The 23,200-nt window shown below is 55.5% G+C and carries 15 protein-coding genes and 3 tRNA genes; 14 read left to right on the forward strand and 4 right to left on the reverse strand.

Annotated features, from left to right (window positions below; translation table 11 throughout):
- Nucleotides 1-271 precede the first annotated feature (271 nt).
- The 12 genes from rppH (at nt 272) to recD (ending at nt 18,622) form a co-directional block, all read left to right on the forward strand.
- Complete coding sequence (rppH, locus tag L466_RS16570) at nt 272-802, forward strand: RNA pyrophosphohydrolase (RefSeq protein ID WP_013098553.1); 531 nt, start codon at nt 272-274, stop codon at nt 800-802.
- A gap of 12 nt (nt 803-814) precedes the next feature.
- Nucleotides 815-3,061 carry a phosphoenolpyruvate--protein phosphotransferase gene (gene ptsP / locus L466_RS16565; protein WP_014171450.1) on the forward strand — a complete coding sequence of 749 codons (2,247 nt, stop codon included), beginning with the start codon at nt 815-817 and terminating at the stop codon, nt 3,059-3,061.
- Nucleotides 3,062-3,274: 213 nt separating this feature from the next.
- Complete coding sequence (gene lgt, locus L466_RS16560) at nt 3,275-4,150, forward strand: prolipoprotein diacylglyceryl transferase (protein WP_014171449.1); 876 nt, start codon at nt 3,275-3,277, stop codon at nt 4,148-4,150.
- 6 nt (nt 4,151-4,156) lie between these two features.
- Nucleotides 4,157-4,951, forward strand: a complete 795-nt coding sequence (thyA, locus tag L466_RS16555; protein WP_032680367.1) for a thymidylate synthase — start codon at nt 4,157-4,159, stop codon at nt 4,949-4,951.
- Between the two features lie 184 nt (nt 4,952-5,135).
- Nucleotides 5,136-5,600, forward strand: coding sequence for a prepilin peptidase-dependent protein (locus tag L466_RS16550; protein ID WP_032680368.1), 465 nt, complete (start codon nt 5,136-5,138; stop codon nt 5,598-5,600).
- The gene (locus tag L466_RS16545) at nt 5,591-6,151 is read left to right on the forward strand and encodes a prepilin peptidase-dependent protein (protein WP_025203343.1); all 561 of its coding nucleotides are present in this window, start codon (nt 5,591-5,593) and stop codon (nt 6,149-6,151) included. The genes L466_RS16550 and L466_RS16545 overlap by 10 nt, the downstream gene beginning before the upstream one ends.
- On the forward strand, nt 6,148-6,549 hold the full coding sequence (locus L466_RS16540; protein ID WP_032680370.1) for a DUF2509 family protein: 402 nt from the start codon (nt 6,148-6,150) through the stop codon (nt 6,547-6,549). Before L466_RS16545 ends, L466_RS16540 begins: the two co-directional genes overlap by 4 nt.
- A complete protein-coding gene (locus L466_RS16535; RefSeq protein WP_014171443.1) occupies nt 6,534-6,857 on the forward strand; it encodes a prepilin-type N-terminal cleavage/methylation domain-containing protein in 324 nt (107 codons plus the stop codon). The genes L466_RS16540 and L466_RS16535 overlap by 16 nt, the downstream gene beginning before the upstream one ends.
- Before the next feature lie 12 nt (nt 6,858-6,869).
- A complete protein-coding gene (gene recC / locus L466_RS16530; protein WP_032680371.1) occupies nt 6,870-10,244 on the forward strand; it encodes an exodeoxyribonuclease V subunit gamma in 3,375 nt (1,124 codons plus the stop codon).
- 139 nt (nt 10,245-10,383) lie between these two features.
- Nucleotides 10,384-13,266, forward strand: coding sequence for a pitrilysin (ptrA, locus tag L466_RS16525; protein ID WP_032680373.1), 2,883 nt, complete (start codon nt 10,384-10,386; stop codon nt 13,264-13,266).
- Nucleotides 13,263-16,805: an exodeoxyribonuclease V subunit beta gene (recB, locus tag L466_RS16520; protein WP_032680374.1), complete on the forward strand. Its 3,543-nt coding sequence runs from the start codon at nt 13,263-13,265 to the stop codon at nt 16,803-16,805. Before ptrA ends, recB begins: the two co-directional genes overlap by 4 nt.
- Nucleotides 16,802-18,622, forward strand: coding sequence for an exodeoxyribonuclease V subunit alpha (recD, locus tag L466_RS16515; RefSeq protein WP_032680375.1), 1,821 nt, complete (start codon nt 16,802-16,804; stop codon nt 18,620-18,622). Before recB ends, recD begins: the two co-directional genes overlap by 4 nt.
- A gap of 34 nt (nt 18,623-18,656) precedes the next feature.
- Here the strand turns inward: recD and argA are convergent, their stop codons facing one another.
- Nucleotides 18,657-19,988, reverse strand: a complete 1,332-nt coding sequence (gene argA / locus L466_RS16510; protein ID WP_020883786.1) for an amino-acid N-acetyltransferase — start codon at nt 19,986-19,988, stop codon at nt 18,657-18,659.
- 227 nt (nt 19,989-20,215) lie between these two features.
- Here argA and amiC point away from each other — a divergent pair, with 227 nt between their 5' ends.
- Nucleotides 20,216-21,469, forward strand: a complete 1,254-nt coding sequence (amiC, locus tag L466_RS16505) for an N-acetylmuramoyl-L-alanine amidase AmiC (protein ID WP_020883787.1) — start codon at nt 20,216-20,218, stop codon at nt 21,467-21,469.
- Nucleotides 21,470-21,556: 87 nt separating this feature from the next.
- Here amiC and L466_RS16500 read toward each other — a convergent pair.
- From L466_RS16500 to L466_RS16490, 3 genes are all read right to left on the reverse strand, one after another.
- Nucleotides 21,557-21,633, reverse strand: a tRNA-Met gene (locus L466_RS16500).
- 44 nt (nt 21,634-21,677) lie between these two features.
- Nucleotides 21,678-21,754 (reverse strand) — tRNA-Met (locus L466_RS16495).
- A gap of 44 nt (nt 21,755-21,798) precedes the next feature.
- A tRNA-Met gene (locus L466_RS16490) sits at nt 21,799-21,875 on the reverse strand.
- A gap of 209 nt (nt 21,876-22,084) precedes the next feature.
- Here L466_RS16490 and mltA point away from each other — a divergent pair.
- Complete coding sequence (mltA, locus tag L466_RS16485) at nt 22,085-23,182, forward strand: murein transglycosylase A (RefSeq protein ID WP_032680376.1); 1,098 nt, start codon at nt 22,085-22,087, stop codon at nt 23,180-23,182.
- The last annotated feature ends 18 nt before the right edge of the window (nt 23,183-23,200 follow it).

The raw sequence follows: 23,200 nt of genomic DNA on the forward strand, positions 1-23,200 counted from the left end.
TATGAAAATAATGATTTTATTTTTTATTGGTAATGGAGGGAGATTGACGGCGGCTGAGGTTGTTCATCGGTAATCAGACACTTCTTCACAACTATATCCACAGAAAAGGTGAATAAAATTCCCCTCAGAGCTGCTCATCTGTTTATAACTCTGCCTGTATTTGTGAGTTATTCAAATGTTATTAGGTTGCAGCCCTGTAAGAGAGTGGTTTACCGCCTCCCTGTAGTGTGAAACAATCATTCATATATAAGGTTTAGTTTGGGGTAGTCCGGTGATTGATGACGATGGCTACCGCCCGAACGTAGGAATAGTAATTTGTAATCGTCAGGGCCAGGTGATGTGGGCCCGTCGATATGGTCAGCACTCCTGGCAGTTCCCGCAAGGCGGGATCAACCCGGGAGAGTCCCCAGAACAAGCGATGTACCGGGAGCTGTTTGAAGAGGTTGGTTTAAGCCGAAAAGATGTTCGCATCCTGGCTTCGACCCGCAACTGGTTGCGTTACAAGTTACCGAAACGTTTGGTGCGTTGGGACACAAAGCCGGTTTGTATCGGCCAGAAACAAAAATGGTTTCTACTGCAGTTGGTGGGCAACGATTCAGATATCAATATGCAAACCAGCAGTACGCCGGAATTTGATGGCTGGCGTTGGGTGAGCTATTGGTATCCTGTTCGTCAGGTCGTGTCATTTAAACGCGATGTTTACCGTAGGGTGATGAAAGAGTTCGCAAGTGTTGTCATGCAGCTTCAGGAGATCCCGCCTAAGCCGCAGAGCGCACCTGCCTGGCGACGTAAAAGAGGTTAAGCTACGCAAATCATGCTCACCCGCTTGCGAGAAATAGTCGAGAAGGTGGCCAGTGCGCCGCGTCTGAATGAGGCGCTGAACATTCTGGTTACCGACATCTGTCTTGCGATGGAGACCGAAGTCTGTTCGGTGTATCTGGCCGACCACGATCGGCGTTGCTATTACCTGATGGCGACCCGTGGTTTGAAAAAGCCACGTGGACGCACCGTAACGCTCGCGTTTGATGAAGGTATCGTTGGTCTGGTTGGGCGACTCGCCGAACCTATCAACCTTGCCGACGCGCAAAAACACCCCAGCTTTAAATATATCCCCTCCGTAAAAGAAGATCGTTTCCGCGCCTTCCTGGGTGTGCCGATTATTCAGCGCCGTCAGCTGCTTGGTGTGCTGGTGGTACAGCAGCGTGAGTTGCGTCAGTACGATGAAAGCGAAGAGTCTTTCCTCGTCACACTGGCCACGCAGATGGCCGCGATCCTCTCCCAGTCCCAGTTGACGGCACTGTTTGGTCAGTACCGCCATACGCGTATTCGCGCGCTTCCGGCGTCGCCGGGCGTCGCTATCGCCGAAGGCTGGATGGATGCCACTCTGCCGTTGATGGAGCAAGTGTACGAAGCCTCAACGCTTGATGAAGCGCTTGAGCGTGAGCGTCTCACCGCCGCGCTGGAAGAGGCGTCGAATGAGTTTCGTCGCTACAGCAAGCGCTTTGCCGCTGGGGCGCAAAAAGAGACGGCGGCCATTTTTGACCTTTACTCGCACCTTCTCTCCGATGCACGTCTGCGCCGCGAGCTTTTTGACGAAGTCGACAAAGGTGCGGTTGCGGAGTGGGCGGTTAAAAAGGTCATCGAAAAATTTGCCGAGCAGTTTGCGGCACTGACCGACGGTTACCTGAAAGAGCGGGCCGGTGATTTACGCGCCCTGGGGCAGCGTTTACTGTTCCATCTTGATGACACTATTCAGGGCGCGAATGCCTGGCCAAAACGTTTTGTGCTGGTTGCCGATGAACTCTCCGCGACAACGCTGGCTGAACTGCCTCATGACCGCCTGGCGGGCGTGGTGGTACGTGATGGCGCGGCGAACTCGCACGCGGCCATTATGGTGCGCGCGCTGGGAATTCCCACCGTTATGGGGGCGGATATCCAGCCATCGGTGCTGCACCGACGCACCCTGGTGGTCGACGGTTATCGCGGTGAGCTGTTGGTTGATCCTGAGCCGGTTCTGCTTCAGGAATACCAGCGCCTTATCAGCGAAGAGAATGAATTAAGCAAGCTGGCAGAGGATGACGTTAATCTGCCCGCGCAGCTCAAAAGCGGCGAGCGAATCAAAGTCATGCTCAACGCAGGTTTAAGCCCCGAGCATGAAGAGAAGCTCGGCAGCCGCATCGACGGTATCGGCTTATACCGCACCGAAATCCCGTTCATGCTGCAAAGTGGCTTTCCCTCTGAAGAGGAGCAGGTCGCGCAGTATCAGGGCATGCTGCAGATGTTTAACGACAAACCGGTCACCCTGCGCACCCTTGATGTCGGGGCAGATAAACAGCTGCCGTACATGCCGATCAGTGAGGAAAACCCGTGCCTGGGCTGGCGTGGGATACGCATTACGCTCGATCAGCCTGAGATCTTCCTGATCCAGGTGCGTGCCATGCTGCGCGCGAATGCGGCGACGGGTAACCTCAGCATTTTACTGCCGATGGTCACCAGCATTGATGAGATTGACGAGGCGCGGCGTCTGATTGAGCGTGCCGGTCGTGAAGTCGAAGAGATGATTGGCTATGCGATCCCCAAACCACGAATTGGGGTGATGCTTGAAGTGCCGTCAATGGTCTTTATGCTGCCGCAGCTGGCTAACCGTGTCGACTTTATCTCGGTCGGTACCAATGACCTGACGCAGTATATTCTGGCCGTCGACCGTAACAACACGCGTGTTGCCAGCATCTATGACAGCCTGCACCCTGCGATGATCCGGGCGTTAGCGATGATCGCGCGAGAAGCCGAACAGCACGATATTGATTTGCGCCTGTGTGGTGAAATGGCCGGGGATTCGATGTGCGTTGCAATCCTGATTGGGCTGGGGTACCGCCACCTCTCCATGAACGGCCGTGCGGTTGCCCGCGTGAAGTACCTGCTGCGGCATATCGATATTGAGGATGCCCGCGAGCTGGCTGAACGCAGTCTTGAAGCGCAGCTGGCCGCCGAAGTGCGTCATCAGGTGGCTGCCTTCATGGAACGACGCGGTATGGGCGGCCTGATTCGCGGCGGTCGCTAATACGTACTTTTCTCCTCACTCCGTCCTCGTCCTTTGTGACAGGGCGGAGGTGAGGATATAACACACTCCTCTATACACATCTTTTACATCTCTGGCGCATCCTCCGCGTCCGCCTTATGCTATGATTCGCAACTTTGGAGCCTCTGCTAACAGCAGAATCGCATTTCTACCGCTGTCCACTTTCAGCGGAATAACAACATCTTGTGGTGACAGATGAACAGTGGTTATCTGCATTTTCCGGAATTTGATCCGGTCATTTTCTCAATAGGACCTGTTTCGCTTCACTGGTACGGTCTGATGTACCTGGTCGGCTTCATTTTTGCCATGTGGCTTGCTGGCCGTCGCGCCAGTCGTCCCGGCAGTGGCTGGACCAAAAACGAGGTCGAGAACCTGCTGTATGCAGGCTTCCTTGGCGTGTTCCTGGGCGGCCGTATTGGGTATGTTCTGTTCTATAACCTCCCGGTATTCCTGAACGATCCACTCTACCTGTTCCGCGTCTGGGATGGCGGCATGTCCTTCCACGGCGGGCTGATTGGTGTGATCCTGGTGATGGTGATTTTTGCCAAACGCACCAAGCGCAACTTCTTCCAGGTGTCAGATTTTATCGCGCCACTGATCCCGTTTGGTCTGGGAGCAGGACGTCTGGGCAACTTTATCAATGGTGAGCTCTGGGGGCGTGTCGACCCGAGTGTCTCCTTTACCATGCTATTCCCGGGCTCGCGTGCAGAGGACATGGCGCTGCTGCCGTCTCATCCTGAGTGGCAATCCCTGTTCGATACTTACGGTGTTCTGCCGCGCCACATGTCTCAGCTTTACGAGCTGGCGCTGGAAGGTGTGGTGCTGTTTATCATCCTGAATCTGTTTATCCGTAAACCGCGTCCGATGGGGTCTGTCTCCGGTCTGTTCCTGATTGGCTACGGTGCATTCCGTATCATCGTCGAGTTCTTCCGCCAGCCGGATGCACAGTTCACCGGCGAATGGGTACAGTACATCAGCATGGGGCAGATCCTCTCCATTCCGATGATTGTCGCGGGTGTCATTATGATGATTTGGGCGTATCGTCGTCGTCCACAGCAACAACTTTCCTGAGGAACCATGAAACAGTATCTTGAACTGATGAAAAAAGTGCTCGATGAGGGCACGCCGAAAAATGACCGTACCGGTACCGGCACGCTCTCCATTTTTGGCCACCAGATGCGCTTCAATCTGCAGGAAGGTTTTCCGCTGGTGACGACAAAGCGCTGCCACCTGCGCTCGATCATTCATGAACTGCTCTGGTTCCTGCAAGGCGATACCAACGTTGCGTATCTGCATGATAACAACGTCTCTATCTGGGACGAATGGGCAGATGAAAACGGCAACCTGGGCCCGGTGTACGGTAAGCAGTGGCGCGCATGGCCTACGCCGGATGGCCGCCATATTGACCAGATCACCACCGTGATGAACCAGCTGAAAAACGATCCGGACTCGCGCCGTATTATCGTTTCCGCCTGGAACGTCGGCGAGCTGGATAAAATGGCTCTGGCACCGTGCCATGCGTTCTTCCAGTTCTATGTGGCAGACGGCAAGCTCTCCTGCCAGCTCTATCAGCGCTCCTGCGACGTGTTCCTCGGCCTGCCGTTCAACATTGCCAGCTATGCGCTGTTAGTGCATATGATGGCGCAGCAGTGCGATCTGGAAGTGGGCGATTTCGTCTGGACCGGTGGGGATACCCATCTCTACAGCAACCATATGGAACAGACGCATCTCCAGTTGACCCGCGAACCGTGCGCCTTGCCTAAGCTGATTATCAAACGCAAACCGGAATCCATTTTTGATTACCGCTTTGACGATTTTGAGATTGAGGGTTATGACCCTCATCCAGGCATCAAAGCGCCCGTCGCTATCTGAGGCTGTCAATCCTGACATAACCGGTGCTGTTTAGCGCCGGTTTTTTTTCGCCTTCTTCCCGCTTTCCGACGCGTTATCCAGAATGTATGCAACGCACTGCAACCGCTTAACTTTCCTTGATAAGGGCTCGTAAAACGGTCATCCGTTGCTCGTCAATTCCAGGCCATTTCGCCACACTCCCGGCATGAAAAAAGAGAACGGTTTTACGCTTATCGAAACCCTGGTGGCTATCTCGCTGGTGGTCATTCTCAGCGCCTCCGGGCTATATGGCTGGGACAACTGGCAACGGCAGCAACGGCTCTGGCAAACCGCCGGGCAGGTGCGTGATTACCTGGTCTTTCTGCGTAATGACGCAAACCGGCACAACCGTGACCACCAGGTCACACTGCGACGCGACAGGGGCGTCACCTGTCTGATGAGCGCATTCGTGCAGGGCTGTGATAAAGGCAGTCCGTTTGTATTTATTCCCCTGTGGCCGGAGGTCACGGTAAGTGAAATAACGCCGTTATTTGGCTTCTATGGACTCAGGGATACGGCATGGGCAGGGCGAATACGCCTGCAAAGTCGTGCAGGAGAATGGCTCGTCATTGTCTCGAATGGAGGGCGAATCAGGATGTGCAATGTCACAGGAGAAGGTTCATGTCCCTAAACCAGCAGGGTTTCTCACTGATGGAAGTTCTGATTGCCACGGCGATCAGCAGTCTGTTACTGATAAGCGCCTCGCGCTTTTTACCGGGCTTGCAGCGGGCTGTTTTACAGCAATCCGGTCAGCGGGAGCTTGAGGAGGAGGTGTGGCAACGCCTTTTTTCCCTCGGCAAACAGCTTCAGCGTGCGGGGTATTGCGCCGGAAACTGTGCGGGGCAGGGACTGACGATCGGCAGACAAGGTCGCTGTGTCATTGTACGATGGGATGCAAACAGTAACGGTAACTGGGATAGCTCGTCTTCGGAAAACGACAGCACAGGTTTTCGTCTGGAATCAGGTGCACTGGAGACCCTGCATGGGGCGACCTCGTGTGAGGGTAAAGGATGGGAGAAACTCACTGACCCCAACAGGCTTCTCATCCAGCACTTTGTGGTGAGTCAAGTTGAGCATGCGGGGTTTGCCCCCCAGCTGAATATTGAAATGACCGCCCTTCGTCAGGGCGAGCAGGGGGCCCCCTGTCAGGCTTTTTATGGCGTCACGGGGTACAACCTGTGAACCGGCAGCGCGGGATGTCCTCGCTGGCGCTGGTGTTACTTTTACTGGTGTTGGGCACGCTGATCCTCACCGGCCTCAATCAGCAGCTGACCACGTTTAGCGCACTGGTGGGCGGTGAGAGCCGCTCGGTTCAACAGCAGGCATCCGTGCAGTCAGCGCTTGAATGGGGACGCGTTCAGAGCTGGTTATCTGAGCCTGAGATCCAGTGCAAAAAGGGATCGGCATGGCGAGTTTGCCTGCGGCTACTGAATGAAACGCGTGTGCTGCTTATCGCCGGGAGTGATGACCTGCTGCTATGGCGCAGAGGCGAAATCATCGACGGCAAGATTCATTTCTCGCCACACGGCTGGAGTGATTTTTGTCCGCTTAAGGAGAGTGCGTTATGCCAGCTGCCGTGAGCAGAGAAAAAGGCTTTAGCATGGTTGAGGTACTTCTGGCGATGATGCTGCTGGTGATGATTGTCACGGCACTGTCGGGTTATCAGCGGGCACTGGCGACGCGGTTCTCTATGTTTAATCAGTATCGTCAGCTCTGGCACCATGCCTGGAATCAGTCTCAGCTTTCAACAATTGCTCTCCCGGCAGGCTGGCAGGTCAGTCGGGGGCAGACAACACTCTCTGGATGTGTCAGCATCACGGTTACACTTATTTCTCCTCTGGGGCGGCGCGGCGAGATGACGCGTCTGCATTGCCCGGTTAGCCAGTAGTCGGGAGCGTCTATGTTAAGGGTCTATCACTCAAATCGTCTGGATGTGCTGGAAGCGCTGATGGAATTTATCGTTGAGCGCGAGCGGCTTGACGATCCTTTTGAGCCAGAAATGGTGCTGGTGCAGAGCACCGGTATGGCACAGTGGCTGCAGATGTCGCTTTCGCGTAAATTCGGCATTGCCGCAAATATCGATTTCCCGCTGCCCGCGAGTTTTATCTGGGAGATGTTTGTCCGCGTGTTGCCGGATATCCCGGAGCAGAGTGCCTTCAACAAGCAAAGCATGAGCTGGAAGCTGATGGCATTGCTGCCGGACATGCTGCAGCATGATGAATTCATCATGCTGCGCCACTACCTCAATGACGACACCGATAAACGCAAGCTGTTCCAGCTGGCATCACGCACCGCCGATCTCTATGACCAGTATCTGGTGTATCGCCCGGAATGGCTGACTCGCTGGGAAGCGGGCGAGCGGGTCGACGGGTTACCGGAGGCGCAAGTCTGGCAGGCGCCGCTCTGGAAAGCGCTGGTGGAACACACTGAGAAACTTGGCCAGCCGAAGTGGCACCGTGCAAACCTCTACCAGCGGTTTATCTCCATACTGGAAAACAGCGCTGAGCGACCAGCCCGGCTGCCCTCTCGCGTGTTTATCTGCGGCATCTCGGCGCTGCCACCGGTGTATTTGCAGGCGCTGAGTGCGCTGGGTAAACACATCGACATACATATCCTCTTTACCAATCCGTGTCGCCAGTACTGGGGCGACATTCAGGATGAACGCTGGCTTTCGCGGCTGGTGTCTCGCCAGAGACGACGCCTGTTTGAAGAGCGTACCGTGCCACTGTTTAAAGACAGCGCGTCTGCCGCACAGCTCTTTGATGAGCACGGCATTCAAAATCTGCCGAACCCGCTGCTTGCCTCTTGGGGAAAGCTGGGCCGTGACTACATTCATATGCTCTCAGACATCACGTCGTCAGGCGAAGGGGATGTGGATGCCTTCGTCGAGATCGCTCCGGATAGCCTGCTGCATAATATCCAGCTCGACATTCTGGATCTCGAAAACCGCGCCGTCATGGGCGTTACGGCGAAAGAATTTGAACGCAGCGACAGTAAGCGCAAGCTGGATGGCGACGATCGCAGCGTCACGATCCACGTTTGCCACAGCCCGCAGCGCGAGGTTGAAGTGCTTCACGATCAACTGCTGGCGATGCTGCAGGACGATCCTGAGCTGACGCCACGTGACATTGTGGTGATGGTGGCGGATATCGACAGTTACAGTCCTTTTATTCAGGCTGTTTTTGGGAGTGCGACAGGTGAACGCTACCTGCCGTACGCCATTTCTGACCGACGGGCCCGCCAGTCTCATCCGGCCTTGCAGGCCTTTATTACTTTGCTTTCATTACCGGATAGCCGGTTTATCTCCGAAGATGTCCTGGCATTACTGGATGTCCCAGTCCTGGCCGCACGTTTCTATATCAATGAAGAGGGGCTGCGCTACCTTCGCCAGTGGGTTAACGAGTCCGGCGTACGCTGGGGCATTGATGATGACAACGTTCAGGCGTTCGAGCTTCCTCCTACCGGCCAGCACACCTGGCGGTTTGGCCTGACGCGTATGCTGCTGGGCTATGCGATGGAAAGCAGCCAGGGCGAGTGGAATGAAGTCCTGCCCTACGATGAGTCCAGCGGGTTGATCGCTGAGCTGGTCGGTCATTTAGCTTCCCTGCTGATGCAACTTAACCGCTGGCGGCTCGAGTTGATGCAGCCGCGTCCACTGGATGCGTGGCTCCCGGTATGCAGGGCGTTGCTCAATGATTTCTTCCTGCCGGACAGTGATACCGAAGCCGCTATGGCGCTCATTGAAACGCAGTGGCAGGCAATCGTCGAAGAGGGCGTGAGTTCCCACTATAACGAGGCTATCCCGTTGTCATTGCTGCGCGATGAGCTGACGCAACGGCTCGATCAGGAGCGAATTAGCCAGCGTTTCCTGGCAGGCCCAATCAATATTTGCACCCTGATGCCAATGCGTTCTATCCCGTTCAAAGTGGTGTGCCTGCTCGGAATGAATGACGGTATTTATCCACGCGCCCTGGCGCCGCTGGGTTTTGATCTGATGAGTGCGAATCCAAAGCGGGGCGATCGTAGCCGTCGTGACGATGACCGCTATCTCTTCCTTGAGGCGCTCATTTCGGCTCAACGTCAGCTGTATATCAGCTATATCGGCCGCTCTATCCAGGACAACAGCGAGCGCTTTCCTTCTGTTCTGGTGCAGGAACTGGTGGATTATATCGGGCAGAGCCACTATCTGGCGGGGGATGAAGCCCGTAACTGTGATGAAAGTGCGCAGCGAGTGAAAGCGCATATCACCCGCTTCCATAGCCGCATGCCGTTTGACCCGGTGAACTACGTGGTCAGCGATCATCAGAGCTATGCCCACGAATGGCTGCCTGCGGCGAAAAAAGAGGGGAGAGCGCATACCGATTTCATTCAGGAGCTTGATCCTCGCCCGATAGACACCCTGACCTTTGAACAGCTTCAGCGGTTTTGGGGGCATCCGGTACGCGCTTTCTTCCAGCAACGGTTGCAGGTCAATTTCCGTTCTGAAGAGAGTGAAATTCCTGATGCAGAGCCGTTTACGCTGGAAGGGCTGGAGCGGTATCAGTTAAACCTGCAGCTGCTGAACGCGCTGGTTGAAGAGGAAGATGCCGACAAGCTTTACCGCCGCTACCGTGCTGCGGGGCAGTTACCCTACGGGGCGTTCGGAGAAATTGTCTGGGAGGCGCAGCGCCAGGAGATGGAATCTCTGGCAGAACGCGTGAGGGAATGCCGGCAACCCGGAACCAGTCTTGAAATCGATCTCAACTGCCAGGGTGTGCAGCTCACGGGCTGGCTAACTCAGGTACAGCCGGATGGGCTCCTGCGCTGGCGTCCTTCCATGCTTAGCGTTTCACAAGGTTTGCAACTCTGGCTCGAACATCTTGTCTACAGTGCTGGCGGCCATAAAGGCGAAAGCCGTATTTTTGTCCGCAAAGAGGGCGAATGGCGCTTTCCGCCGATGGACGCAGAGCAGGCGTTACGTTATTTATCCTTGTACGTTGAAGGCTATCTGCGGGGAATGAATAAACCGCTCCTGCTACTGCCCGAGAGCGGTGGCGCCTGGATAAAAGCTTGTTATGACGCACAGAATGATGCCATGTTAACGGATGACGCTTCACTGCAGAAAGCACGGAGTAAATTCATGCAGGCGTATGAAGGTAACATGATGGTGCGCGGCGAAGGTGAGGATGTCTGGTATCAACGTTTATGGCGAACGCTTGAGCCTGAATACTTCGAGGCTATCACGGAAGAAGCACAACGCTACCTGTTACCGTTGTTCAAATTTAATCAGTCCTGAACGCTGTATAAAAATTGCGCAGCATGGGGTGTTCATTTATGATGCACTTCTTATCACGGACTGATGTACCCAAAGAAAGAGATGTTGGTGAGTCCAGCACGCAGTTTGTTAATGATGTAGCCGTGATAAAGAGGTCGTAATGCCAGGCAGCACCTTGTTCAAAGCGTTTGTTTTGTTTGTCGCCCTTTGGGCACCTTTCACTCAGGCAGGCTCCGGTTGGCAACCCATTCAGGAAACTATCCGTAAGAGCGAAAAAGATACCCGTCAGTATCAGGCTATTCGCCTTGATAACGGGATGACTGTGCTGCTGGTTTCCGATCCGCAGGCGGTAAAATCCCTGTCGGCACTGGTGGTGCCGGTTGGGTCGCTGGAAGATCCGGAAGCCCACCCTGGGCTTGCACACTATCTGGAACATATGACGCTTATGGGTTCCAAAAAATACCCACAGCCAGATAGCCTGTCCGAATTTCTCAAAATGCATGGCGGCAGCCACAACGCCAGCACGGCGCCGTACCGTACAGCCTTCTATCTCGAAGTAGAGAATGATGCGCTGGGAGGTGCAGTGGATCGTCTGGCGGATTCTATCGCGGCTCCCCTGCTGGATAAAAAATACGCTGACCGCGAACGCAATGCCGTTAATGCTGAACTGACCCTTGCCCGTACGCGAGACGGGATGCGCATGGCGCAGGTGAGTGCAGAAACCATTAACCCGGCGCACCCCGGATCGCGTTTTTCCGGTGGTAACCTGGAGACGCTGAGCGATAAACCGAACAGCCCGGTGCTGGATGCCCTGCATGCCTTTCGCGATAAATACTACTCCGCCAATCTGATGAAAGCGGTCATCTACAGCAACAAACCGTTGCCTGAGCTGGCAAGCATGGCGGCACAGACGTTTGGCCGGGTACCGAATAAAAATATCGACCTGCCGCAGATAAACGTTCCTGTGGTCACGGACGCGCAAAAAGGGATCGTTATCCACTACGTTCCTGCACTGCCGCGTAAAGTGTTACGCGTTGAGTTCCGCATTGATAACAATACGGCGCAGTTTCGCAGCAAAACCGATGAACTGGTCACCTACCTGATTGGCAACCGTAGCCCGGGTACACTTTCTGACTGGCTGCAAAAACAAGGGCTGGTGGAAGGTATTCGTGCCGACTCCGATCCGGTTGTGAACGGCAACAGCGGCGTGCTGGCGATCTCCGCCACCCTGACTGACAAAGGTCTGGCTCACCGTGATGACGTCGTGGCGGCTATCTTCAGCTACCTCTCTTTGCTGTGCGATAAAGGCGTCGATAAACGCTACTTTGATGAACTGGCGCACGTGCTGGATCTCGATTTCCGTTATCCGTCTATTACCCGCGACATGGATTACGTTGAGTGGCTGGCGGATACCATGATCCGTGTGCCGGTGGAACATACCCTCGACGCGGTCAATATTGCCGACCAGTATGACGCCGACGCGGTAAAAGCCCGCCTGGCGATGATGACGCCGCAGAATGCCCGCGTCTGGTATATCAGCCCGAACGAACCGCATAACAAAATGGCCTATTTTGTCGATGCCCCTTATCAGGTGGATAAAATCAGTGACCAGACCTTCGCCGACTGGCAGAAAAAGGCCGGTGAGATCGCGCTTAAATTGCCGGAGCTGAACCCCTACATTCCGGATGATTTCTCGCTGATTAAAACCACGAAAGCCTATCCGCACCCGGAACTTATCGTTGATGAGCCGACGCTGCGCGTGGTGTATACGCCAAGCCGCTATTTCGCGAGTGAACCGAAAGCCGATGTGAGCGTGGTTCTGCGTAACCCAAAAGCAATGAACAGCGCTAAAAATCAGGTGATGTTTGCGCTCAATGACTATCTTGCCGGTATCGCACTCGATCAGCTTAGCAATCAGGCGGCCGTCGGCGGGATAAGCTTCTCGACCAACGCCAATAACGGTCTGATGGTCAATGCCAACGGCTACACCCAGCGTCTGCCGCAGCTGTTCCAGGCGTTACTGGAAGGTTATTTCAGCTATACCCCGACGGAAGAGCAACTTGAGCAGGCCAAATCCTGGTATGCGCAGATGATGGATTCTGCCGAGAAGGGTAAAGCGTATGACCTGGCGCTCATGCCGACGCAAATGCTTTCGCAAATTCCCTATTTCCAGCGCGAAGATCGCCGGGCGCTGCTGCCCTTTATCACCTTAAAAGATGTGCTGGTGTATCGTGATGCGCTGAAAACGAACACGCGACCGGAGTTCCTTATCGTCGGAAACATGAGTGACGTACAGGCTAAAACACTGGCAGAAAATGTCCGTACGCAGCTTGGTTCGAAGGGCGATGAGTGGTGCCGCAATCAGGACGTACTGGTTGAGAAAAAACAGAATGTGATTTTTGAAAAGGCGGGTAACAGCACGGATTCTGCCCTGGCCGCTGTGTTTGTACCCACGGGTTATGATGAATTCACCAGTACCGCGCAGAGTGCGGTGCTGGGGCAGATTATTCAGCCGTGGTTCTACAACCAGCTGCGTACAGAAGAGCAGCTTGGTTACGCGGTCTTTGCCTTCTCCATGAACGTAGGTCGCCAGTGGGGGCTGGGCTTCCTGCTGCAAAGCAGTGATAAACAGCCTGCTTATCTCTGGCAGCGTTATCAGGCATTTTTCCCACAGGCGGAAGCGAAGCTGCGGGCGATGAAGCCGGAGGAGTTTGCTCAGATTCAGCAGGCCGTCATCGCGCAGGTGATGCAGCCGCCGCAGACGCTGGGTGAAGAAGCATCACAACTGAGCAAAGATTTTGATCGCGGTAATCTGAAATTTGATTCGCGTGATAAAGTAGTGGCCGAGATAAAACAGCTGACGCCGCAGAAGGTTGCTGATTTCTTCCACCAGGCGGTGGTTAAACCGCAGGGAATGGCGATTCTGTCGCAGGTTTCCGGTAGTCAGAACGGGAAAACGGACTACGTTAACCCGAAAGGCTGGACGATCTGGAAGAGCGTCAGCGCGCTGCAGCAATCTATGCCCTGGAGTAAGAAAGAATGACCGATACCGCTGAGCCCCTTAATCCCTTACGTTTACCTCTACAGGGTGAACGATTGATTGAAGCCTCAGCGGGAACGGGAAAAACCTTCACCATTGCCGCGCTCTATCTGCGTCTTCTGTTAGGGCTTGGTGGTAACGCCGCTTTTCCACGTCCGTTAAGCGTGGAAGAGCTGCTGGTGGTCACCTTCACCGAGGCCGCTACCGCTGAGCTGCGCGGTCGTATTCGTGCCAATATTCATGAGCTGCGCATCGCCTGCCTGCGCCAGACCACGGATAACCCTCTCTACGCCAGCCTTCTTGAAGAGATTGCAGATAAGCAACAGGCCGCCCAGTGGCTGCTGTTGGCGGAACGGCAGATGGACGAAGCGTCCGTTTTCACCATTCATGGTTTTTGTCAGCGCATGCTGAGCCTGAATGCGTTTGAATCCGGAATGCTGTTTGAACAGCAGCTCATTGAAGATGAATCAGTGCTTCGCTATCAGGCCTGTGCGGATTTCTGGCGTCGCCACTGCTACCCTTTATCGCGCGATATCGCTGAAGCGGTCCATGCGTTGTGGAAAGGTCCCGAAGAGCTTCTTCGCGCTATCGACCGTTATCTTCAGGGCGAAGCGCCGGTTATCAAATCTCCGCCACCTGCTGACGAAACGCTGGCTTCACGGCATGAAAAGATTGTCGGAAAAATTGCTGCGCTCAAGCAAAAATGGAATGAGTCTGTCGGTGAGATTGAGGCGATCATCGAAAACTCCGGGATTGACCGACGTAAATTTAACCGCGGCAACCAGGGTAAATGGATCGAGAAGATCAGCGCCTGGGCGCAGGAAGAGACGCGCGGTTATCAGCTTCCGGATGCACTGGAGAAATTCTCGCAGCGTTTTTTGATTGAGCGGACTAAAGCCGACGGCATTGTGCCTGAGCATCCTCTGTTTGTTGCGATTGAATCGCTGCTCGCTGAGCCACTCACGCTCAATGACCTGATGATCACCCGCGCCATGACGGAAATTCGCGAAGCCGTATCACGTGAGAAACGTCGCCGTGGCGAACTGGGTTTTGACGATATGTTGAGCCGCCTTGATGCGGCGCTGTGCAGTGAAAACGGCGAAGCCCTTGCCTGCGCGATCCGTACCCGCTTCCCGGTAGCGATGATTGACGAATTTCAGGATACGGACCCTCAGCAGTACCGTATTTTCCGCCGCATCTGGCGACAACAGCCCGACACCGCGCTGTTGTTAATCGGCGATCCGAAACAGGCCATTTACGCCTTCCGCGGTGCGGATATTTTCACCTACATGAAGGCCCGCAGTGAGGTAGAGGCGCACTATACGCTGGATACCAACTGGCGCTCTTCCCCGGGCATGGTGCAAAGCGTCAATGCGCTGTTTAGCCGCATGGATACGGCGTTTATGTTCCGTGAGATCCCCTTTCAGCCGGTAAAGTTTGCCGCAAAAAACCGCTCGCTGCGTTTTGAATTCAACGGGGTGACGCAGCCCGCCATGAACTTCTGGCTGCTGGACGGTGAAGGCTGTGGCGTCGCGGACTATCAAAATGCCATGGCCCAGCATTGTGCCGCGCAGATCCGTGACTGGCTCAGCGCTGGTGCGCGTGGCGAGGCGCTGTTGTGGAAGGAAAATGAGTCAGCCCCCGTGAAGGCGTCTGATATCACGGTGTTGGTGCGCAGTCGTCAGGAGGCGTCGCTGATCCGCGATGCGCTTACCCTGCTGAACATCCCGTCCGTGTACCTCTCAAACCGTGACAGCGTTTTTGAAACTCTGGAAGCACAGGAAATGCTGTGGCTGCTTCAGGCCGTGCTGTCCCCGGAGCGCGAAAGTACGCTTCGCAGCGCACTAGCCAGCGCAATGCTCGGTCTGAACGCCCGTGACATTGATGCACTCAATAATGACGAAGCCGCATGGGATGCGGTCGTCGAAGAGTTCGTTCACTACCGTGAGCGATGGCAGAAGCGCGGTGTGATGGCGATGGTGCGCGAGCTCATGGCGAAGCGACACCTTGCGGAGAATATGCTCGCGACAGCAGGCGGTGAACGCCGTCTGACCGACATTTTACATATCAGTGAGCTGTTGCAGGAGGCGGGCACGCAGCTTGAAAGCGAACATGCTCTGGTGCGCTGGCTGGCGCAACAGATTGCCGACCCAAACAGCAACGCCTCCAGCCAGCAGATGCGTCTTGAGAGTGATAAACATCTGGTACAGATCGTCACGATTCACAAGTCGAAAGGACTGGAGTATCCGCTGGTCTGGCTGCCGTTTATCGCCAATTACCGCGTGCAGGATCAGGCCTTTTACCACGATCGCGAATCGTTCGACGCGGTGCTCGATCTCAGTAAAGCGGAGTCCAGCGTTGAGCTGGCCGAGGCCGAACGTCTGGCGGAAGATTTACGCCTGCTCTACGTGGCATTGACCCGTTCGGTCTGGCACTGCAGCCTGGGCGTGGCGCCGCTGTTCCGCCGTCGTGGCGACAAGTCGGGGGAGAGCGATTTCCACCTGAGCGCGCTGGGGCGACTCATTCAGCTCGGCGAGCCCAAAGATGCTGCCGGGCTGCGCCAGTGCATCGAGTCGCTGTGCGGCGAGCATGTTGCCCTGCACATTCCGTCGCCACCCGATAACAGCCGCTGGCAGATGCCGGACTGGCGGGAATCTAAACTGGAAGCCCGGCAGATTCTGCGCACCATTGCCGACGACTGGCGCGTTACCAGCTACTCCGGGTTACAGCAGCACGGGCAGAGCATTGCGCAGGACCTGATGCCAAAGCTGGATATTGATGCCGCCGGAGCCGGTAGCGTGCCGGTTGAGCCTGCGCTTACGCCGCATCAATTTCCACGCGGCGCGTCACCGGGAACTTTTTTGCATAGCCTGTTCGAAGAGCTGGATTTTACCCAGCCTGTCTCTGACGAATGGGTCCTGAAGATGTTACAGAGTGGGGGCTATGATGCACAATGGCAGCCGGTCCTCACCGAGTGGATCCGCGCTATTCTGCACGCCCCGCTCACGGCCGAGGGCCTCTCTCTCAGCCAGTTGACCGCCAAAGATAAACAGGTGGAGATGGAGTTTTACCTTCCCATCGCCAGCCCGCTGCGGGCTGACGCGCTTGATGCGGTGATCCGCGAGTATGACCCGTTGTCCGCCGGTTGCCCGCCGCTGAACTTCCGCCAGGTACAGGGGATGTTAAAAGGCTTTATCGACCTGGTTTTCCGTCACGAAGGGCGCTACTACCTGCTGGATTACAAATCAAACTGGCTGGGTGAGAACAGCGAAGCCTACACCCAGCAGGCGATGGCATCCGCCATGCAAATGCATCGCTACGATCTGCAGTACCAGCTCTATACTCTGGCGCTGCATCGTTATCTGCGCCACCGCATTGCTGACTACCGTTACGAAGAGCACTTTGGTGGGGTGATTTACCTTTTCCTGCGCGGTGTGGATGCGGCTGACCCGCGTTCAGGCATCTTTAGCACACGCCCACATGCGGCACTGATCGAGAAAATGGATAACTTATTTGCAGCTAACACGGAGGAAGTGGCATGACGATGCAGGAATTGTTGCTGGAAGCGGTAGAACAGCGACTACTGCGCCACCTGGACGTACAGTTCGCCATGATGGTGTCAGGTGATGAGCCTGCCGTGATGCTCGCCGCTGCCATCCTGAGTAAAGACGCAGGGGAAGGGCACGTTTGCCTGCCGCTTTCGCGTCTGGCGATGGATGAGAAAATGCCCGCGGCCCTGCAGTCCTGCTTTGCTCTGCTGGGAGAATCCGTGGACTGGCCGACGGTGTTGCACCGTTCGCCTGCCGTCAGCGCAGCCGATAGCCAGACACCCATGATCCTGACGGGCGATCGTTTGTATCTCAACCGACTGTGGCGTAATGAACTGGCGGTCGCGCGTTTTTTCAGCGAGACCAATGCGCCTCTTCCCTGCGATGAAGCCCAACTGCGGCAAACGCTGGATACCTTGTTTACCTCTGTTGAGGCGACTGACTGGCAGAAAGTGGCGGCGGCCGTGGCCTTAACACGGCGGATCTCCGTCATCTCTGGCGGCCCGGGAACCGGTAAAACCACCACCGTGGCCAAACTGCTTGCCGCCCTGATTCAGTTATCAGGTGAGCAAAAGTGCCGTATTCGTCTGGCGGCCCCTACCGGCAAAGCGGCGGCGCGCCTGACCGAGTCGTTAGGTGGTGCGCTGCAGAAGTTGCCACTCACCGGGGAGCAGCTTGCCCTTTTCCCAAACGAAGCCAGCACGCTGCACCGGCTGCTGGGCGCTCAGCCGGGAAGCCAGCGTCTGCGCTATCACGCCGGTAACCCGTTGCACCTGGATGTGCTGGTGGTGGATGAGGCGTCGATGATCGACCTGACGATGATGGCGCGGTTGATTGATGCTCTGCCAGCGCACGCCCGCGTCATTTTCCTGGGCGATCGCGACCAGCTTGCCTCGGTGGAAGCCGGGGCGGTGCTGGGAGATATCTGCACTTATGCAAGCCTGGGATATACCGCTGAACGCGCTGAGGAGCTGTCCCGTCTGACCGGCTGTTCGCTCGCCAGTGAAAACCATTCCCTTGCGGGGGCGCTGCGCGACAGCCTGTGCCTGCTGCAAAAAAGCTACCGTTTCGGCAGCGACTCGGGCATCGGCCAGCTGGCTTCGGCTGTGAACAGAGGCGACCGGCACACGACCTGTGCGGTATTTGACGGTCAATTCACCGATATCGAGAAAAAATCGCTGCAAACCGGGGAAGAGTATCAGGCGATGCTTGATGACGCCCTGCAGGGGTATCAGCATTTCCTGACGGGTGTACAACAGCAATGCACGCCGGCACAGGCGCTCGCCGCCTTTGGCGAGTATCAGCTACTGTGCGCACTGAGGGAAGGGCCATTTGGCGTAAGCGGTCTGAACGACAGGTTCGAACAGCTCCTGGGCCAGAAACGCAAAATCCACCGCACCCCGCACTCGCGCTGGTATGAGGGACGCCCGGTGATGATCGCCCGCAACGATAGCGCGCTGGGGCTGTTTAACGGGGATATCGGGATTGCCCTCGATCGTGGACTGGGGCTGCGCGTCTGGTTCCAGATGCCGGATGGAAGCGTGAAATCCGTTCAGCCCAGCCGTCTGCCTGAACATGAAACGGCCTGGGCAATGACGGTGCATAAGTCTCAGGGCTCCGAGTTCAACCATGCGGCGCTGATCCTGCCGACTCAGCTTTCGCCCGTCATTACCCGCGAACTGATTTATACCGCCATTACGCGCGCGCGTCAGCGCCTGTCACTGTATGCCGATGAGCGCGTACTGCTACAGGCGATTGCCACCCGCACGGAACGTCGAAGCGGCCTGAGCGCGATATTTGAATCCCTTTAAGCGATAGCCCCCACCGGGTGGTGAGGGCTTCGTATTATCCCAGATCGGCCATCAGCACTTTTGACCGGCGCTGATAGTTGTACATCTCTTTCTTACTCTCCGGCAGTGATTCAATGTCCACCGGTGTAAATCCGCGCTCCTGGAACCAGTGAATGCTGCGTGTAGTCAACACGAACAGCTTGTTCAGCCCCATCTGACGCGCCTGAGCCGCCACGCGCTCAAGCAGCATTTCACCCCGTGAAGAGCTCCGGTAGTCAGGATGCACCGCCACGCAGGCCATTTCTCCGATCTGCTCTTCCGGGAACGGGTAGAGAGCGGCGCAGGCAATGGTCAGGTTATCGCGCTGAATAATGGTGAATTTGTCGATCTCCATCTCCAGCTGTTCGCGGGAGCGCCGAACCAGAATGCCCTGCTGTTCCAGTGGGCGAATCAGCTCCAGAATTCCGCCGATATCATTGATGGTGGCGCGACGGATCTGCTCCGCGCTCTCCATCACAATCTGGGTGCCGATACCATCGCGGGAGAACAGTTCCTGCAGCAGGGCACCGTCTTCCTGATAGCTGATCAGGTGGCTACGGCGTACGCCGCTGCGGCAGGCCTTCACGGCACCGCGCAAAAAACGCACGGTACCCGAGTGGTAATCCCCTTCGGCTTCCAGCGCTTCCACGCGAGCCTGGGCCTCATTCGGGAAGAGCTCTGGCACAATCACCCCTTCATCATTCACGACGCCCTGGGAAGAGCAAAACCCAATCATTTTCTCCGCCTTCAGCTTGATGGCCAACTGAGTGGCAATCTCTTCTGAGGTGAGGTTAAAGCTTTCACCGGTCACGGACACTGCTACAGGCCCCATCAGCACGATGGCACCGCTGTCCAGCTGGCGGTGAATGGCCTCTTCATCGATACGACGAATACGTCCGCTATGGCAATAGTCCACGCCATCGTCCACGCCGAGAGGCTGAGCGATGATAAAATTGCCGCTCACAACGTTGATGTGCGCGCCCTGCAGCGGTGTGTTGTTAAGGCTCATCGACAGGCGAGCGGTGATATCCAGCTGCAGCAGACCCGCCGCCTGTTTCACCAGCTCAAGGGTTTTCGCATCCGTGACGCGGGTATGTTTATGGTAAATCGGCTCGTGGTGATGCGCGGCCAGGTTGGCATCAATCTGCGGGCGCGCGCCATACACCACAACCAGGCGGATCCCGAGGCTGTGCAGCAGGCCAATGTCATTGACGATGCTGGAAAAGTTTTCATGCTCAATGGCTTCGCCGCCGAGCATGATGACAAACGTTTTTCCCCGATGGGCGTTGATATAGGGAACAGAATGGCGGAATCCCTGGACCAGTTCGGTTCTACGTTCCTTCACCATGACACAACCCTTAATGAATGTTTATTCGTAATTTCCGTATTTTTATTCGATTGTGGCCGTGTGTGCAAGCCTAAATTTTCTGCGACCCACAGAAATTGATAAGTAATCCGTGCGTTAGCGTATGAATGTTTACCCTTTTATAGATGACAGTTTATGCGTCATTCGTTAAAGTTTTCGGTCAATTTAGCGATTTTGTAAATCAATCACTTTTCTTGCTCGGGAGAAGCATGTCGGGATCCAATTCAGCAATAAGCCGTCGCCGGTTGTTAAAAGGGGCAGGGGCGATGTGGTTGCTTAGCGTCAGCCAGGTGGGTCTTGCCGCCACCAGTCAGGTGGTGGCGGTGCGCGTCTGGCCGTCGTCGACCTATACACGCGTTACGGTAGAATCCAATCGGGTGCTGAAATATAAGCAATTTGCTCTCAGCAATCCTGAACGTGTGGTGGTGGATCTCGAAGGTGTTAACCTCAACTCTGTGCTTAAGGGAATGGCGGCGCAGATCCGCGGCGACGATCCGTTTATCAAATCGGCGCGAGTGGGTCAGTTTGATCCGCAAACCGTGCGCATGGTGTTTGAGCTGAAGCAAAACGTTAAACCGCAGCTGTTTGCCCTGGCGCCTGTTGCGACGTTTAAAGAGCGTCTGGTCATGGATCTCTATCCGGCGAATGCGACGGATATTCAGGATCCGCTGCTGGCATTACTGGAAGACTACAACCAGGGCAACCTGGAGAAGCAGGTGCCACCGGCCCAGAGCGGTCCGCAGCCCGGAAAAGCAGGGCGCGATCGCCCGATTGTGATCATGCTAGATCCTGGCCATGGCGGCGAAGACTCGGGCGCAGTGGGGAAATATCGTACCCGGGAAAAAGATGTGGTGCTGCAAATCGCCCGCCGGCTGAAGGCGTTGATCGATAAAGAAGGCAATATGCGCGCCTACATGACGCGAAACGAAGATGTCTTTATTCCACTGAAAGTCCGCGTGGCGAAAGCCCAGAAGCAGCGTGCAGACTTGTTCGTCTCGATCCATGCCGATGCGTTTACCAGCCGCCAGCCGAGCGGTTCGTCGGTGTTTGCGCTCTCGACTAAAGGGGCAACCAGCACCGCCGCAAGATTCCTGGCTGACTCTCAGAACGCCTCGGACCTGATTGGCGGCGTGAGCAAAAGTGGCGACCGCTATGTCGACCACACCATGTTTGATATGGTGCAGTCGCTGACCATCACCGACAGCCTGAAATTTGGTAAAGCGGTGCTGGGCAAGCTAGGCAATGTTAATAAGCTGCACAAAAACAGCGTTGAACAGGCCGGGTTCGCGGTGCTGAAGGCCCCGGATATTCCGTCGATTCTGGTCGAGACCGCGTTTATCAGTAACGTGGAAGAGGAGCGTAAGCTTAGGACGGCAAAATTCCAGCAGGAAGTGGCAGAGTCGATTCTGGCAGGGATCCGGGCGTATTTCTCAGATGGGGCGACGCTGGCAAGGCTTGGGTAGTTGAGTGCGCCGGGTAAACGCCCGGCAGTTTCACACACCGCAGATACAAAAAAACACCCTGAAGGGTGTTTATTGTTTTAGAAGTGTTGGTTGCGGGGGCCGGATTTGAACCGACGACCTTCGGGTTATGAGCCCGACGAGCTACCAGGCTGCTCCACCCCGCGTCCGTCTTTCTACTCTTGTAGAAACTTACTTCTTCAAATTTGATTGGTTGCGGGGGCCGGATTTGAACCGACGACCTTCGGGTTATGAGCCCGACGAGCTACCAGGCTGCTCCACCCCGCGTCCGTCTTCCTACTGTCGTAGAAGATACTTCATCAAATTTTAATTGGTTGCGGGGGCCGGATTTGAACCGACGACCTTCGGGTTATGAGCCCGACGAGCTACCAAGCTGCTCCACCCCGCGTCCGTGGAAGCGCACTATACTCGGTTAGGTTTGTGATGCAACCCCTTTTTCACATAAATCATTAACTTTGTATGTAAATTGAACGGCGTTGCGATATTTGGACTATTTTTTGCTCAGAATTTGCCAAAGGGCATGTGATTCCGTTTCTTTAGAACAGTGGGTTTGTTATCTTCATCACGCGGTAATGGGCAACTTTAAGACGAGATATAATGAAAGGACGTTGGGCGAAGTATCTAATGACAGGGGCAATGGTAGCCATTCTTGCGGCCTGCTCTTCTAAACCGACCGATCGCGGTCAACAGTATAAAGACGGGAAGCTATCCCAGCCTTTCTCTTTAGTTAATCAACCTGATGCCGTTGGCGCACCGATCAACGCCGGAGACTTTTCCGAGCAGGTTTACCAGATCCGCAACGCGTCGCCACGTCTGTATGGCTCACAGAGCAGCGTTTATAACGCGGTACAGGACTGGCTGCGCGCGGGCGGTGATACGCGCAATATTCGCCAGTTTGGTATCGACGCCTGGCAGATGGAAGGGGCGGATAACTATGGCAACGTCCAGTTTACCGGCTACTACACCCCGGTTATCCAGGCGCGGCACACGCGTCAGGGCGAGTTCCAGTATCCCATTTACCGAATGCCGCCTAAACGCGGTCGTCTGCCGTCCCGCGCTGAGATCTACTCCGGTGCGCTGAGCGAAAACTACGTTCTGGCCTACAGCAACTCGCTGATGGACAACTTCATCATGGATGTTCAGGGCAGCGGCTATATCGACTTTGGCGATGGCTCCCCCCTGAACTTCTTCAGTTATTCCGGTAAAAACGGTCATGCCTATCGCAGCATTGGTAAAGTGCTGATCGACAGAGGCGAAGTGAAAAAAGAAGACATGTCGATGCAGGCGATCCGCGAGTGGGGTGAAAAACACAGCGAAGCCGAAGTGCGTGAGCTGCTGGAACAGAACCCGTCGTTTGTCTTCTTTAAACCGCAAAACTTTGCGCCAGTGAAAGGGGCGAGTGCCGTTCCACTGATTGGCCGCGCCTCGGTAGCTTCGGATCGTTCTATTATTCCTGCGGGCACCACGCTGCTGGCGGAAGTGCCTCTGCTGGATAACAACGGCAAATTTAACGGTCAGTACGAGCTACGTCTGATGGTCGCGCTGGATGTCGGCGGTGCGATTAAAGGTCAGCACTTCGATATTTATCAGGGCATTGGCCCGGATGCGGGGCACCGTGCAGGCTGGTATAACCACTATGGGCGCGTATGGGTGCTCAAGGCAGCCCCTGGCAGCGGTAACGTATTCAGCGGCTGATTGTGGTATTCTGAGTCG

Source organism: Enterobacter sp. BIDMC 30, from assembly GCF_000534355.1.
Lineage (GTDB): Bacteria > Pseudomonadota > Gammaproteobacteria > Enterobacterales > Enterobacteriaceae > Enterobacter > Enterobacter ludwigii.

Bases quoted from the DNA above. Each gene is read 5' to 3' on its own strand.
- L466_RS16545 (WP_025203343.1), top strand. From the start codon at position 5,591: ATGTCCCTAAACCAGCAGGGTTTCTCACTGATGGAAGTTCTGATTGCC.
- thyA (WP_032680367.1), top strand. From the start codon at position 4,157: ATGAAACAGTATCTTGAACTGATGAAAAAAGTGCTCGATGAGGGCACG.
- argA (WP_020883786.1), bottom strand. From the start codon at position 19,988: ATGGTGAAGGAACGTAGAACCGAACTGGTCCAGGGATTCCGCCATTCT.
- recC (WP_032680371.1), top strand. From the start codon at position 6,870: ATGTTAAGGGTCTATCACTCAAATCGTCTGGATGTGCTGGAAGCGCTG.
- ptsP (WP_014171450.1), top strand. From the start codon at position 815: ATGCTCACCCGCTTGCGAGAAATAGTCGAGAAGGTGGCCAGTGCGCCG.
- mltA (WP_032680376.1), top strand. From the start codon at position 22,085: ATGAAAGGACGTTGGGCGAAGTATCTAATGACAGGGGCAATGGTAGCC.
- L466_RS16550 (WP_032680368.1), top strand. From the start codon at position 5,136: ATGAAAAAAGAGAACGGTTTTACGCTTATCGAAACCCTGGTGGCTATC.
- L466_RS16535 (WP_014171443.1), top strand. From the start codon at position 6,534: ATGCCAGCTGCCGTGAGCAGAGAAAAAGGCTTTAGCATGGTTGAGGTA.
- amiC (WP_020883787.1), top strand. From the start codon at position 20,216: ATGTCGGGATCCAATTCAGCAATAAGCCGTCGCCGGTTGTTAAAAGGG.
- recD (WP_032680375.1), top strand. From the start codon at position 16,802: ATGACGATGCAGGAATTGTTGCTGGAAGCGGTAGAACAGCGACTACTG.
- lgt (WP_014171449.1), top strand. From the start codon at position 3,275: ATGAACAGTGGTTATCTGCATTTTCCGGAATTTGATCCGGTCATTTTC.
- ptrA (WP_032680373.1), top strand. From the start codon at position 10,384: ATGCCAGGCAGCACCTTGTTCAAAGCGTTTGTTTTGTTTGTCGCCCTT.
- recB (WP_032680374.1), top strand. From the start codon at position 13,263: ATGACCGATACCGCTGAGCCCCTTAATCCCTTACGTTTACCTCTACAG.